This window comes from Streptomyces sp. NPDC001941 (assembly GCF_040296945.1).
Lineage (GTDB): Bacteria > Actinomycetota > Actinomycetes > Streptomycetales > Streptomycetaceae > Streptomyces.
Map to the genome: position 1 here is coordinate 1 of NZ_JBEOYE010000156.1, position 13,220 is coordinate 13,220.

The window sequence follows — 13,220 nt, forward strand, 5'->3', positions numbered from 1 at the left end:
CATCCTCACCGTCGGCATCGCCATCGACCTCCTCATCTTCAGCCCCCTCGAACGCGCCGTACTCCGCACCCGCGGCCTCCTCGTCAAGAACTGAGGACCGTCACAGTCCGAAGGCGCCGCCCTCGACGACGCGCCCGACCCCCGCACCGAGCCGGCTTTCGTGAGTCGGCTCGGTGCGGGGGTGCGGGATCACCGATCGGTTCTCAGGCCTTCCACCCTTCGACGGTGAGTCGGACGGCGTCGCGGACCGTGCCCACGTAGGCGTCTTCCCCTGCCTGGGCAGCACGGGGCGCGGGGCTGGTCAGGAAGAGTTCCTCGAACCGTTCGCGTACGACCGTCCAGTCCCACTCGCCCAGCGCGTGCGCGGAGGCTGACCTGCCGGCTTCCCGCCACGCCTGAGCCGAGCCGGTGACCTCGCGGATGCGCGCCGCCGCCTCATCGGGCGAACCGTGGACCCATCCCTGCGGGTACAGCGTGCGGGCGCTGTTGGCCTTGCCCGCGTAGAAGGGCCAGTCGCGCACCACGGGAACCGCGGCGCTGGCCGCGCCTTCCATCACGCCCACGTGGCATCCCTCGCGGACCGAGGATGACAGGATGACGCCGATGTCGGTCAGCGCGGAGGGTACGTCGTCGGTGGCGCCCAGGCGGAGCACGGCGCCCGACTCCACCAGCGGTGCGAGGCGGCGTTCCAGCTTCTTGCGGTACTCCAGGACCGCCCGGCTGGTCTTGGGGTTCATGTCCCCGCCGACCATCAGCAGCCGGTAGCGCTCGTCCTCCGCCCGCAGCAGTTCCAGCACGTCCAGGGCCCACATCGGGTCCTTCGCGACCTGGCTGACTCCGATCAGCCCCAGGTTGAAGCGGGCGTCGGCGGACTTCGGCCGGGCGAAGCCGGACAGGTCCATGGCGTTGTCGATGAGGTGCGTACGCGGCGCGTGCCCGCCCCGGAGCTGGGGGACGAGCGAGGTGGCGAGGTCCCGTACGTGCGGGGCGACGTACACGAGGTCGTCGATCCGCGAGAAGTCGGTCATGTGCGGCCAGCGGGTGAACGCCTCGTAGCTGTGCAGGCGCACCACGATCCGGGTGCTTCCCGGGTCGATGGTGGTCAGCATCGCCGCCGGGCCCGCCGCCCAGTCCAGGAACACGGTGTCCGCCCAGTCGAGGTACGGGCGCATCAAGCGCTCGACCTCCTCCTGGTAGGTGCTCGTCCCCCCGGAGAGGCGGTCCTCCAGCATGCGGCGGCCCGCCCACGAGATCCGCTTCAGGGACTTCTGGGCGGCCAGGTCCAGGTAGCGCAGCTCCACGCCGGGATGACCGTCGCCGAAGTGGTCCAGGATGTGGTGCAGGAAGTTGTCGTTGGCGCTGGTCATGACGAGCAGGCGCAGCGGCCGGTCCGCGGGCACCGGGGCGGGCGGGGTGCTGCGGCCCTGAGGCTTCGCGAGCTCCTTCATCACCTGCGTGTCGTACAGGGGCCTGACGAAGTCCCCGGCCCCCTTCGCCAGCGGGGACGAGAGCTGGTCGATGTGCAGGACCCGGTGGAAGTGCAGGAACAGCGCCCGGTCCAGTGGGCCCGCGGCCGTCGCGTGGTCGCCTCCGGCGAAAGCGGCGTCGGCGTAGTCCAGTTGGGCCGTGACCACCTTGCCCAGCTGACGCGGGTTGATCCCCTTCGTGATCTCCTTCATCGCGGACTCGTCGTAGAGCTGCGCACGCAGTTTGAGGTCCTGGACCTTCGCGGCGGCGGCGGCGAGGGCCATGGCGGCCCCGCTGGTCCGGCCCGCCCACTGCATTCCCTCGGCCACGGAGCGGGAGGTGGCGGCGCGGATCCTGGTGGGGACGCCGGGTACGGTGACGGCGGTGCGCCACAGCCAGGCACCGATGCCGGAGCGCATCACCGGGCGCGCGGTCGCGGTCCGCATGACCTGTGCGGGCAGCTGGTCCACCGTGCGCCGCACATCACGGTTGAGGGTGCTCAGGGTCGACCGGAGGCTGACCTCGCGGACCACGGAACCGCCCTGCGCCTTCAGGCCCTCGACGGCCTTGAGCGCGGGGGCCAGGCCGAACAGCGCCTTGGCCGCCGGGTTGTACTGGGCGAGCCGCCACACCGTGTACACGGCGCCCGGGTCGAGGGCCACGAGGACGTCGGCCCTGCGGGCCCGCCGGCTCAGCCACGCGTCGCGCCTGGACTGCATCCACACGCGCATCCCGGCGGGGGAGCTCCCGGCCTTGCGGCGCAGCGCCTGGCTGCGGTGGGCGAGGCTGCGCGGCAGCTGGTGCACGTCGCTCAGGCCCGTACGGGACAACTCCTCCGCCACCGGCTCCAGGTGGAAGGTGCCCGCCAGCCGGGAGTGGGCGCCGTGCGCCGCCAGCTTGGCCACCGAGTCGGCGAGGACGCCGAGGGGCGGCCGGGCACTGGCGATGAAGAGGACTTCGGTCACGAGGAGAATCCTTCGGCGACGATCGACTTCTCGGAGAACGCGGCCGCCTCGTCCGCGCAGCGCTCCGGAGGCAGGGGGACTGCGCTGGCCAGGTGCTTGACGGCTTCGGTCATCAGCGCCTCGCGGGTGAACTGGTTCGCGTGGGCCATCGCTTCGGAGTGCTGTTCGTCGCTGGTTTCGACGGTCATGCGGGCGGCCTCGACGAAGGCCTGGGCCAGGCGCTCCTCGTCGATGCCGACGGCACCGGTCCACAGCGGGTGGCCCCTGAGCACGTTGGAGGCGTCGTGCTCGACGACGTGGGCCGAGACGATGGGCAGTCCCGTCGCCATGTACTCGTACACCTTGCCGGAGGTGACGAACCGGCCGCCGATGAGGATCAGGACCATCGCGTCCCAGCGCGCGTAGATGGACGCGACCTCGGCCTTGGACGCGGGCCCGCCGAAGACGACGCCGTCCGGCTCGGCCTCCTTGAGGACCTCCGTGTGGCGGTTGGCCTCGCGGCCCGCGCCGTTGCCGATGTGGCCGCGGACCTCGAAGCGCGCGTTGGCGAGCAGGGGTTCGCGCTCCCGCGCCGCGCGCCAGGCGTTGAGGACCGTCTCCAGGTGGGGGACGGTGAAGTTGACCGTTCCCAGGTAGCCGAAGGTCAGGCCCGCCTCCGGGTCCGGGTTGTGCACCCGGCCGGGGGAGCTGTCCGCGTCGTAGCCGTTGCGTACGACGTGCACCCGGTCCGCGAGCTGCGGGTAGCGCGTGCGGTAGTGCTCCGCGATGGGGTCGTTGACGACCCAGAGGGAGACGGCGTTGCGGAGGATCTTCTCCTCCCACCGGCCTTCGGGTGAGGTGCGGGAGAACGCCTCGATTCCCTCGATGACGTCGATGGACCAGCCGTCGCGGAAGTCCACCGCGTACGGCACGCCCGCCTCCTCGTACAGCTTCCAGGCCGCGGCGAGATTGACGTAGGGGACGCAGCTCGCGAGGAGCAGGTCGGCGGGCTTGTCGGCGTGGACGGTCAGGGCGGCCTGTTCCAGGTCCTCGCGCCAGTCGCCGAAGTTGGGCTCGGGGAAGGGCTCGGCCTGGCGTCGGCGCAGCGAGGCGACCCAGCTGTTGGGATTGAGCGCGCGTGCCTCGTCGTAGAGGCGGATGTCCGTCTCGAGGTCCTCGCGGGCGAGGGGCAGTTCGACCACGGTGATGCGGGGGTCGACCTGCTCCAGGAGGGTGGGGTCGATGCCGGAGTCCCGTTCCCAGGACTCCTGGGCGATGGTGACGACGGTGACGTCCCAGCCCTGGTTGACGAACTGGTTCGCTGTTTCGCGCATGCGGTACGCGCAGCTCTTGGCGGCCGGCGGGAATCCGATGGCGAAGTAGATCACATGCGGTCGCCGGGGACGTGCGGGCGTCCTGGACCTGGGAAGTGTCGACATAAGCGGTGGCGCTGACGCGGTGGGAGCAACAGGAGATCCATGGGAGGAAGGTCTCCGAGCCTCACACGCGCCGGCTCCCTCCCTTCCATTGCTCCATGATCCGTACGACGTTCTGCGCGGCGCGGCCGTCGCCGTAGGGCGTGCCCGGGGCACCGGTGGGAGCCGCGCGGCTCACGGTGGCGGCCCACTCGTCCGGGGACATCTCGTGCGGGTCCGGGACCAGCACGTTCCACCCGGAGTCGACCGTCTCGACCCACTCGGTCTCCGGCCGGATCGTCGTGGTGATCCGCTCCAGCAGGAACGCCTCCTTCTGCAGGCCGCCCGAGTCGGTGACGACGGCGGAGGAGGCGAGCACCGCGGCCACCAGACCGGCGTACGGCAGGGGACGGCCCACGTGCACCGACCCCTGCGCCAGGTTGATGCCGTGCTCCGCCGCACGCGTGACCAGGCGCGGGTGGGCGAGCAGCGCGACCGGTACCGAGAGCTTCGCGAGGGAGTCCATGATCGCCGCGAGGCGCTGCGGGTCATCGGTGTTGTCGGGTCGGTGCAACGTGGCGAGCACGAAGGGCCGTTCGGGGTCGATGCCCTCGGGGAGGGCGGGCGCCGGGTGCTCCCCGGCCAGCACGGCGTCGCGGATGCGCAGGCAGATGTCGACCATGACGTCGCCGGCGAGCACCGCCCGGTCCTTGAGCCCCTCGTCGCTCAGGTGGTCCATGGCCTTCGCGGTCGGGGCCAGCAGCACGTCGGCGCAGTGGTCCGTCAGGATGCGGTTGTGCTCCTCCGGCATGCGCCGGTTGAAGGAGCGCAGGCCCGCCTCCAGGTGCGCCACGGGCAGGTGCATCTTCACCGCCGAGAGGGCCCCGGCGATCGTGGAGTTGGTGTCGCCGTAGACGAGGACCCAGTCCGGCTTCTCGCGCTCCAGGACGGGGTCGAGCTTGGTGAGGACCGAGCCGGTCTGCGTTCCGTGGCTTCCGGAGCCGGCGCCCAAGTGGACATCTGGGTCCGGAATTCCGAGACCGTCGAAGAACACATCGGAGAGGTCGGCGTCGTAGTGCTGTCCGGTGTGCACGATGAAGTGCTCGTGCTCCGTTTCGGCGAACGCCGCCGCAATAGGAGCGAGCTTCACCAATTGTGGCCTGGCACCGACGATACTGATGACTTTCACTGAATACTCGTCTTCTGGTTTGTGTCGATGTGGTTCGTGTCATGTCTCGTACTGCTGACGCTCAGCCCGTCCGGGAAATATGTCGTCCGGGCGGCGTCGGCGATTCTAGACATGTAACGACACGGGCTCGTTCCCGGAAGTGCCTCGAAGGGGCGAATTCCAAGGCACGAGGAAACCCTTGTGAAGGCGGCATGTGAATTTTCGGTGAACGGATACGGGGGTTGGCCGGGTCGCGAATGCGGAACCATCGGGGCCGCACCCCCGTGGACAGCGTCCGGACGCTCGATCCAGGCCGCGGACGCGCTCTCACTTTCGCGCTGGAGGTCCAGGAGAGCTTGAATCAGAAGTCCCACCCGGTCGAGTGAACTGGTGCTACCCGGAAGGAAGTCGACCGTACGAGCATGCCGGACCGCACGGTCACCCGCCCAGTCACAACAACATCAAAGATGCCCATCAGGACCGAAAGGGTTGGCCCTCTCGTGGTTTGTGGGAGACGCCCTTTTGCGACAGTCTCTCGCCATGACGTGGCTGATCACAGGCGGAGCCGGATTCATCGGCTCTCACGTAGTGAAGACGATGACCGAAGCCGGTGAAGGCGTCGTCGTCCTCGACGACTTGAGCACCGGCAGTCCCGACCGGCTGCCCCCCGGCGTCCCGCTCGAAGTCGGAACGGTCCTCGACCGCGACGTCGTGGACCGCGTCCTGCGCGGGTACGCCGTCACCGGGATCGTGCACATCGCCGGCAAGAAGCAGGTCGCCGAATCGGTCCACCGACCCCTGTACTACTACCGGGAGAACGTGGAGGGCGCCCGGGTCCTGCTCGCCGCGGCGGCCGACGCGGCAGTCAGCCGCTTCCTGTTCTCCTCCTCGGCGGCCGTCTACGGCACGCCCGACGTGGACCTCGTCACCGAAGACACCCCGTGCGCGCCCATCAACCCGTACGGCGAGACGAAACTCGTCGGCGAGTGGCTGGTCCGCGCCACGGGCCGGGTCCACTCCATGGCCACCGCATCACTCCGGTACTTCAACGTGGCGGGGGCCGCCTCGCCGGAGCTGAGCGACGACGGCATCTGCAACCTGGTCCCGATGGTCTTCGAGAGGCTGACCGAGGGCGGGGCCCCGCGGATCTTCGGGGACGACTACGCCACCCCCGACGGCACCTGCGTACGGGACTACATCCACGTCGAGGACATCGCCACCGCCCACCTCGCCGCCGCCAGGCGACTCGTCGCCGACCCCACGGCCGCGCTCACCCTCAACGTCGGGCGGGGCGAGGGCGTCTCGGTGGCGGAGATGATCGGAGTCATCCAGGACGTCACCGGCCGTACCGACGCCACGCCGGACGTGACCGGACGGCGCCCCGGTGACCCCGCCCGCGTCGTGGCGTCCGCCGAGACCATCCGCCGGGAACTGGGCTGGACGGCCCGCCACGACGTGCGCTCCATGGCTGAGTCGGCATGGGCGGGCTGGCGGCTGCGCCACGCCCTGGTGTAGTGACAGCGCCACTCGTAGAGGTGAACGGCACCGACGGGCGCGAGCACTCCAACGAGTTCGGGCCGGTTCTCCCGCGCCGTCACGCCCCATTGACGTAAACCCGGAGAAGACCCTGCGGGCGCAGGTCCGGACCTTCACCGCATGAGGGATCGGTGCATTCTCCGGAGTCAAGCGAACGACCTAACGGCCCGGTGCGGTAGGAATACAAGATTCCAAGGTGCCGTGCCTGAATGGCCGCGCCGGGCCGGCGGGTGATGCGGTATGTGTACGCAGGTGACCGCGACGAGGATTCTCGGGCACTCAATTATTCCTTCGAGGAGTTCCATTGTTCTCGAGTTCCCATCCCCCGGCAGGAGTGCCTCGCCCTTCGGCGGGCGGGCTTCCGCCGCGGGTGACCAACTACTCCGGTTTCCCAGGAGGCGACGAAGCGCACTGGTTCTGTGAGGAGTGCAGCAGGGCGGGCGGCACGGACTCCCCCCTGGACGACAAGGCCACTTGCTTCTTGTGCGGCGTCGGTACTGCTAGCCGATAGTCGGGTTTCCTGACGGAGAATGGCCTGGCGCTGAGCTTTCCCGTCAATTCCATGGCCCTGGTACGGCAAACGTGTCGCCCGCCTTCGGGCGGGCCACACACGAACGGAACCACCACGCGCAAGGGCGTAGGGACCGCGCCGGCCAAGTCCTCGCCGCCCTCGGCCGGGTCGGGACTTTCTCCGCCCGCTTGCGTGCCCTCGGCGGTCGTACTCCCTACGATCACGCGTACGGCCTTCACAGTGGGGAGTGCGCATGGACAACAGGGTTCGTCCTGAGCCGGGGCTCTCGTGCGAGAGGCTCGTCTTCTTCACGGACGCGCTGTTCGCGATCGCCATGACACTGCTGGCCGTCGAGCTGGAACGCCCCGGCGCGGACGAACTGTCCTCGGCCCGCGGACTGGGCCGCTTCCTGCTGGACCAGCGGGGCTCCTACGTGGCGTTCGCCCTGGCGTTCTGCCTCCTGTGGTCGGTGTGGCGCCGCCACCACAAGCTCATGGACGAGGTCGTCGTCCTGTCGAAGTGGTTCGTGGGATGGCACGCGCCGTTCCTGCTGCTGGTCGCGTTCCTGCCGTTCCCCACCGCGGTCATGGGCGCCTCCATCACCAACCCGCTGGCGCAGAGCCTGTTCGCCTCGACGATGGCGGCCATGGTGTGGTGCGAGGCCGTCATCAAGGAAGTGGCCGCGGGCGCGGGCCTGGTCGAAGGGGATCCGACGCGCATCCGCAGGCACGCGGACGGATCGTGGGCCGTGGGAGCCTGGTTCCTCCTCAGCGCGGGCCTCGCCTGGCTGGTCCCGTACGCCTTCGTCATGTGGTTCATCGCGCCCCTGGCCGCCACGACCGGCGGAGCGCTCCTCGGCCGCCTGCGGACGCCCCATCCGGACCGCCCCGAGCCACCCACGCCGGACACGGGGAAGCCGTAGGACGGCACGGGCCTGTCCGGGCGCCGAGCCCCAGCGGTCAACTGTCCGCGGCGAGTTCCCCGCCGATGAGCCGTGCCGTGAGTTCCACGCACCGCGTCCGGGCCGCGGAGAAGCCGTAGGGCATCTTGGTCACCGCTTCGAAGGCGCTCATCCCGGTGTCCTCCTCCCCGTCGCCTTCCTCGGCGTCGTAGCTCTCGAAGAGCTTCTCCTCGGCCTCGTCCATTCCGTCCGCCTCCATGGCCTGGAGCACCGCCTGGTGGTGGGCGTAGTGCCGCGCGGCGAGTTCCTCCACCCGCAGGTCGAAAGGGTCGACGGTGTCATCGAGCGCGGCGTCGGCCGCGTCGAGGCGGTCCGCCTCGGCCCGCAGATCAGGATGGGTCGCCAGGGTGATGAACACGCCGGCCTGGATCGCGGCGCCGAGCGGCCCGAAGATCCGTTCCGTGACCAGCAGGGCGTCCAGGTCGGCGGGACGCAGCGCACCATCGGGCAGGTGGCCGAGCCGGTCCGTGACCAACGGGGAGAGCAGGCCCAGCGGGCTGCCCACGGCCCGCAGGCGCTGGACCGCCGCGCGCTGACGCTTGATCCCGGCCTCCTGGGCGGCCAGGCTCTCCTCCAGCCGCCCCAGGACGTCCTCGACGTCCCGGGCTTCGTCGAAGGCGGCCCGCATGTCGTCCAGGCTGATGCCCGCCTCGGACATCTTGCGGATCCACAGCAGTCGGATCATGTCGTCGTAGCCGTAGCGACGGCGCCCGTCTCCGCCCCGCGCGGGCTCCGGCAGCAGACCGATCTGGTGGTAGTGACGAATGGCGCGCGGGGTGGTGCCGGCGAAGGCGGCGGCATCGCCGATCTTGACGTCGCGGGGAGGCATGACGGAGGGGTACATCGCAGACAGGGCCTTTCGTGCGGTGGTGCCCCCGACGACACCACATGCCGCTACGGCATGTGCAACCACACGTCCGAGGGACGCACGGATGCCACACTCCGCCCGGGGCCGTGCTCCGGTGTCCCGGGGCGCACGGCAGAGTATGGGCATGGACGTACTCGATCTTGCCCGTGCCCTCGTACTGGAGCGCCACCCCGACGCCCTCGCCGCGTTCCTCGGCGGCAGTGTCCTGACGAGCAGGCGTACCGCCCGCTCCGACCTGGACGTCGTCGTGCTGCTCGACGGCCCGCCCGCCCCGTACCGCGAGAGCCTGCGGTACGGAGACTGGCCGGTGGAGCTGTTCGTGCACACCGAGGACTCCTGGCACGGCTTCGTGACCCCGGAGGTCGTGCAGCGGAACTCGCCCCTGCTGTGGTTGTGCGCCGGGGGAGCGCTCCTGCTCGACGCCGACGGGACGGGAGCGCGGATCGCGGAGACGGCGAAGCGCCTCGCGGCCGCGGGCCCGCCGCCGGTCACCGACACCGCACTCGAAGACGCCCGGTACGCGCTGACGGACCTGCTCGACGACTTCGCCGCCTGTACGGACGGGGGCGAGCGACTCTTCATCGTGGCCGAACTCGTCCGGCGGACCGCCGAACTGGCGCTGCTGACCCACGGCACGTGGCTGGGCGGCGGCAAGTGGCTGGCCCGACGCCTCGAACCCGTCGCACCGGACCTGGCCGCGCGCCTGGACGAGGCGGCACAAGCCGCGTTGCGCGGCGCACCGGAGGGCCTCACCTCGCTGGTCACGGAGGTCCTCGACGCGGCGGGCGGTCCGATCTGGGAGGGGTACCGCCGCAGCGGAGAGCGCAAGACGGACTGAACCGGTTGGGCCCGAGGCTGTTCGCCATGGGACGTGGTGGTCGCTCCTGCGGGGGGTTTGCCGCCCGGACCGGCGTCGCGCCCCTGCGACTGGGCAGGTTCGAAATCCGTACCATGCGGCGCAACAGCCGGTGCGCGTGACCTGCGGACGCCGGCCTGAGAACCGGGGGCGCGAAATGCGGAGCGGATACGGCGGACACGGCGGATACGGCGGATACGGTGGATACGAGGGGCGTACGCGTCGGGGTGCTCGGGAAGGGGGAAGGCTGCCTACCCGCCGCGACGCACCGGAGACCGGCGGACCGCACCTCCTGTTCGCGGGGGAGGACGTCGAGGCGCTGGACGAAGCGGTGACGGAGGAGTTCTCGCCCCACCGTCTGCGCATCGGACGGGGACATCGAGCGCCCGGCCGCTTCCGCCGCCTGCACCGGCAGGGCCTGGCCCTCTACGAACTGGGCTGGGGTGCACCGGTCGAGGTCGCGGCGGGGGAGCTGCCCGACTTCTACAACATCCACATCCCGGTCGCCGGAGACGGCGTGGTCCGGGTGGCGGGCCGAGAGGTCAGCACGCCGTGCTCGGTCGCGGGGCCCGGGATGACGCTGGGCATGTCCCTGTCGGCCCAGGCGGACACCCTCATCCTGTGCCTCCCGCAGGCGACGGTGGACAACGCTGTCACCGGGCACACCGGCGAACCGCCCACCACGGCCCTGCGTTTCACCCCCGCCCTGCCGGACGCCGACCCGGCCGTGGCGGCATGGCTGGGAACGGCCCGGGCCTTCGCACAGTTCGCGGCCTCGCCCCTCGCGACCCGGTCGCCGCTGGCCGCCGCGCACTTCGAACAGGTCCTCGTGCACGGCCTGGTCGGCCTCCAGCCGCACGACCACTCCGTCGCCCTGCCCCCGCACACGCATCCGGCGCTGCCGCGTGCCGTGCGACGGGCCATGGCCTACTGCGAGGAACACGCGGCCGAGCCGGTGTCGGTCGCGGACATGGCCGTGGCCGCGAGGGTCAGCCCCCGCACCCTCCAGGAGTGCTTCCGATCCCATTTCGGGACCACTCCGGTGGCTCATCTGCGGCGCGTGCGGCTCGACCGCGTTCACCAGGACCTGCTGCGCATCGCGGACGGTTCGGAGTCGGGCACGGTCGCCGAGGCCGCGACGCGCTGGGGCTTCACCCACTTGGGCCGGTTCGCCGCGTACTACCGCGAGACCTATGGCCAGGTGCCGTCTCGTACTGCTCAAGGCCGCTGACCTCAGTGGTTTCCGTTCGGGATGCCGACCGGGGGCCGGAGCAATCCGATATGCGCGGATCAGTCGGCGGAGAACGGATAGAGAGTGATCGCCCGCCCTTCCTAGGCTGAATACGAGCCCAGAACACGGCGGGAGTCCCTCCTGACCGGCATCCCGAAAGGCGCAGCATGTCCTTGCAGAAGAACGAGAAGCGCGGTGCACGGAGGCGTTCGCGGGTCCGGCGCGGCCTGGCCCTGGCGGGCGCGGGGGCCGCCCTGGTCACCATGGCGTCCGCCGTGCCCGCGTCCGCCGCGACGGGCGGGGGCGGCACCAACATCCAGAACGGCACGGGCGTCCTGAGCGTCGGATGGGACGCCCAGTCGCCCAGGTACCTCAACACGATCAACGGAAAGTTCCTGTCCACCCTGGGCGTCGGCAACCCGCGCCTGCACGTCCGGGTCCTGGACGCCCAGAACAGGGAACTGTTCGGCAGGGACCGCTCCTGGGGCGGCAACCGGCGCTCCGAGGAAGCCACGTTCGAGGTCACGGTACTGATGCCACGCGACGCCGCGCGGGTCTGCGCCAGCCTCTACGAAGGCGGCGGCCTGATGGACACCGCGTGCGCCGCGGTCTACTTCTGAGCCCGGCACGCACCGTCCGAGACCTGAACGCCCCGGTGAAAGGAAGAAAGACAGCATGAAGCGCATGACCGCAGCCCTGGCCGCGGGAATCGTCCTGGCGGGAGCCGTCTCCACGTCCGCCTCCGCCGCCCAGGCCGCACCGCGCGACCGGACGTACTGCCAGTCGACCACGCTCTTCGTCACCCACACGTTGTGCGTGGCCTTCGAGGGTGACTTGTACGACGCCGACGTCGTCAAGATGGACGTCCGTGCCACCACGAGTACGGGCAGGGGGCACTGGGAGCTGTACGGCCCGCACGGCACGATCTCGAACAGCCTGGACGGGGAGTGGAAGGACCGCCCGCACTACTGGTCGGGATACCAGGACGGCGCCCACGGCGACTTGTGGTGCGCGGTCTTCTGGAAGGACATGGGAGGCGGCAGCGGCTACATCAAGGGGACCCAGCCGCTGTGCGTCAAGGGGGACGGCATCTGACCGGCCTCACCTCGCCCGTTCTCGCCCCTCGTACGTGTGGGGGGCGAGAACGGGCCCTCGGCGTACGGGTCACCCCCTGGTCAGGGAGCCCGCGAGGAGGGTTCTGGCCTCCGTGACCACGGGGGAGGGAGGGCTCTCCTCATCGCCCTCGGCGGTCCGGAGCACCTCACGCCAGCACGCTCGGGCCCGGTCCGTCTGGCCGAGCGCGTCGAGTGCGCGGCCCAGGAGGACCAAGGCGTCGGACCGGCCCTGATCGGGACGCATCTCGCCCAGTACGGTCAGGGCGGCCTCCGCGCTGGACGCGGCAGCCCTCGGGCGTCGGGAGGCGAGCTCGGCCTCGGCGATCCGGCAGAGGACGAGAGCCTGGGACGCGGGATCGTTGAGGGTCGCGAACGCGTCGTGGGCGGCGTGGAGCAGTCCCAGGGCTTCCTGGATGCGGCCTGCGCGATACAAGGCGTTTCCCAACGAGATTCGTGCGTCGGCCAGTTGGCGAGGTAGGTCGAGCGTCTCGTAGCGTGCGACGCTCGCCTCGCCGAAGGCCACGGCGCGCTCCACGTGACCCATGTCGAGGCGCAGACGCGACTGTTCGCGCAGCACACGTGCTTCCCCCGGCACGTCACCAGCGTTGCGGAAGCCGTCCAGCGCCATCGCGTAGGAATGCTCGGCCTCGCCGAGGCTGCCCAGGAGGTGGGCCGCCGTGCCCTGAACAGAGAGGGCATGCGAGCGCACGAGAGGGTCGCCGGGCGTGAGCGTACTGCTGAGGGACGCGAACGCCAGTTCCTTGGCGCTCTCGTACTCCCCGGCGAGGAGCTGTGCGTACGCGAGGCACAGCGTCGCGCGCGACGCTGTGCGGGGCTCGTTCCCGCGCAGCGCCAACCGCCGTAGCTCCGTGGCCGCTGCCTCGAAGCGGGGTGTCGCCGTTCCGGGCCAGCCCAGGACGGCCAGGACCAGGAGGGTGTCCACGCCCGCGCGCACCGCCTTTCGCGGCAGGAGGCGGCCCGAGGGCGGCAGGTGGTCGATCTCGGTACGCAGCCAGTCCAGGGCTCCTTGGCGGTCCTGGAAGGACAGGCCCTGGTAGGTGGTGGGTTCCAGGTGGTCGATGAGGCGGTCGCCGGGGCGCTCGATGGCGTACACCGAGGCGGCCGTGGCCAGGTAGAAGTCGAGGAGC

10 protein-coding genes and 2 pseudogenes are annotated in these 13,220 nt (G+C 70.5%); 7 read left to right on the plus strand and 5 right to left on the minus strand.

Annotation, left to right across the window (positions count from 1 at the left end):
• Positions 1-94: pseudogene (locus ABT160_RS44480) on the plus strand (ABC transporter permease); the annotation flags it as partial.
• A 109-nt stretch (positions 95-203) separates the two neighbouring features.
• Here the strand turns inward: ABT160_RS44480 and ABT160_RS44485 are convergent.
• The 3 genes from ABT160_RS44485 to wecB all read right to left on the minus strand — a co-directional run bounded on the left by ABT160_RS44485 (position 204) and on the right by wecB (position 5,015).
• Complete coding sequence (locus ABT160_RS44485) at positions 204-2,432, minus strand: glycosyltransferase family protein (protein ID WP_351655405.1); 2,229 nt, start codon at positions 2,430-2,432, stop codon at positions 204-206.
• Entirely contained in the window at positions 2,429-3,745 is a 1,317-nt protein-coding gene (locus ABT160_RS44490) for a glycosyltransferase (RefSeq protein ID WP_351655408.1), read from the minus strand. Before ABT160_RS44490 ends, ABT160_RS44485 begins: the two co-directional genes overlap by 4 nt.
• A gap of 166 nt (positions 3,746-3,911) precedes the next feature.
• Complete coding sequence (gene wecB, locus ABT160_RS44495; RefSeq protein WP_351655410.1) at positions 3,912-5,015, minus strand: non-hydrolyzing UDP-N-acetylglucosamine 2-epimerase; 1,104 nt, start codon at positions 5,013-5,015, stop codon at positions 3,912-3,914.
• Between the two features lie 519 nt (positions 5,016-5,534).
• Between wecB and galE the strand changes: the two genes are divergently transcribed.
• Together galE and ABT160_RS44505 are read left to right on the plus strand one after the other, a co-directional pair.
• On the plus strand, positions 5,535-6,509 hold the full coding sequence (gene galE, locus ABT160_RS44500) for a UDP-glucose 4-epimerase GalE (RefSeq protein ID WP_351655413.1): 975 nt from the start codon (positions 5,535-5,537) through the stop codon (positions 6,507-6,509).
• A gap of 785 nt (positions 6,510-7,294) precedes the next feature.
• Positions 7,295-7,963 carry a TMEM175 family protein gene (locus tag ABT160_RS44505; protein ID WP_351655416.1) on the plus strand — a complete coding sequence of 223 codons (669 nt, stop codon included), beginning with the start codon at positions 7,295-7,297 and terminating at the stop codon, positions 7,961-7,963.
• Between the two features lie 37 nt (positions 7,964-8,000).
• Here ABT160_RS44505 and ABT160_RS44510 read toward each other — a convergent pair whose 3' ends face one another.
• A complete protein-coding gene (locus ABT160_RS44510; protein WP_351655419.1) occupies positions 8,001-8,846 on the minus strand; it encodes a MerR family transcriptional regulator in 846 nt (281 codons plus the stop codon).
• A gap of 148 nt (positions 8,847-8,994) precedes the next feature.
• Here ABT160_RS44510 and ABT160_RS44515 point away from each other — a divergent pair, with 148 nt between their 5' ends.
• The 4 genes from ABT160_RS44515 (at position 8,995) to ABT160_RS44530 (ending at position 12,052) form a co-directional block, all read left to right on the plus strand.
• On the plus strand, positions 8,995-9,708 hold the full coding sequence (locus ABT160_RS44515) for a nucleotidyltransferase domain-containing protein (protein ID WP_351655423.1): 714 nt from the start codon (positions 8,995-8,997) through the stop codon (positions 9,706-9,708).
• Between the two features lie 349 nt (positions 9,709-10,057).
• The gene (locus ABT160_RS44520) at positions 10,058-10,957 is read left to right on the plus strand and encodes an AraC family transcriptional regulator (RefSeq protein WP_351655426.1); all 900 of its coding nucleotides are present in this window, start codon (positions 10,058-10,060) and stop codon (positions 10,955-10,957) included.
• Between the two features lie 167 nt (positions 10,958-11,124).
• A complete protein-coding gene (locus tag ABT160_RS44525; protein WP_351655428.1) occupies positions 11,125-11,577 on the plus strand; it encodes a hypothetical protein in 453 nt (150 codons plus the stop codon).
• Positions 11,578-11,632: 55 nt separating this feature from the next.
• The gene (locus ABT160_RS44530) at positions 11,633-12,052 is read left to right on the plus strand and encodes a hypothetical protein (RefSeq protein ID WP_351655431.1); all 420 of its coding nucleotides are present in this window, start codon (positions 11,633-11,635) and stop codon (positions 12,050-12,052) included.
• A 69-nt stretch (positions 12,053-12,121) separates the two neighbouring features.
• Here ABT160_RS44530 and ABT160_RS44535 read toward each other — a convergent pair.
• Positions 12,122-13,220 (minus strand): annotated as a pseudogene (locus ABT160_RS44535) (hypothetical protein); the annotation flags it as partial.

Coding starts and splice junctions, on each gene's coding strand:
- ABT160_RS44505 (WP_351655416.1), top strand. CDS start 7,295: ATGGACAACAGGGTTCGTCCTGAGCCGGGGCTCTCGTGCGAGAGGCTC.
- galE (WP_351655413.1), top strand. CDS start 5,535: ATGACGTGGCTGATCACAGGCGGAGCCGGATTCATCGGCTCTCACGTA.
- ABT160_RS44525 (WP_351655428.1), top strand. CDS start 11,125: ATGTCCTTGCAGAAGAACGAGAAGCGCGGTGCACGGAGGCGTTCGCGG.
- ABT160_RS44530 (WP_351655431.1), top strand. CDS start 11,633: ATGAAGCGCATGACCGCAGCCCTGGCCGCGGGAATCGTCCTGGCGGGA.
- ABT160_RS44490 (WP_351655408.1), bottom strand. CDS start 3,745: ATGCGCGAAACAGCGAACCAGTTCGTCAACCAGGGCTGGGACGTCACC.
- ABT160_RS44510 (WP_351655419.1), bottom strand. CDS start 8,846: ATGTACCCCTCCGTCATGCCTCCCCGCGACGTCAAGATCGGCGATGCC.
- ABT160_RS44515 (WP_351655423.1), top strand. CDS start 8,995: ATGGACGTACTCGATCTTGCCCGTGCCCTCGTACTGGAGCGCCACCCC.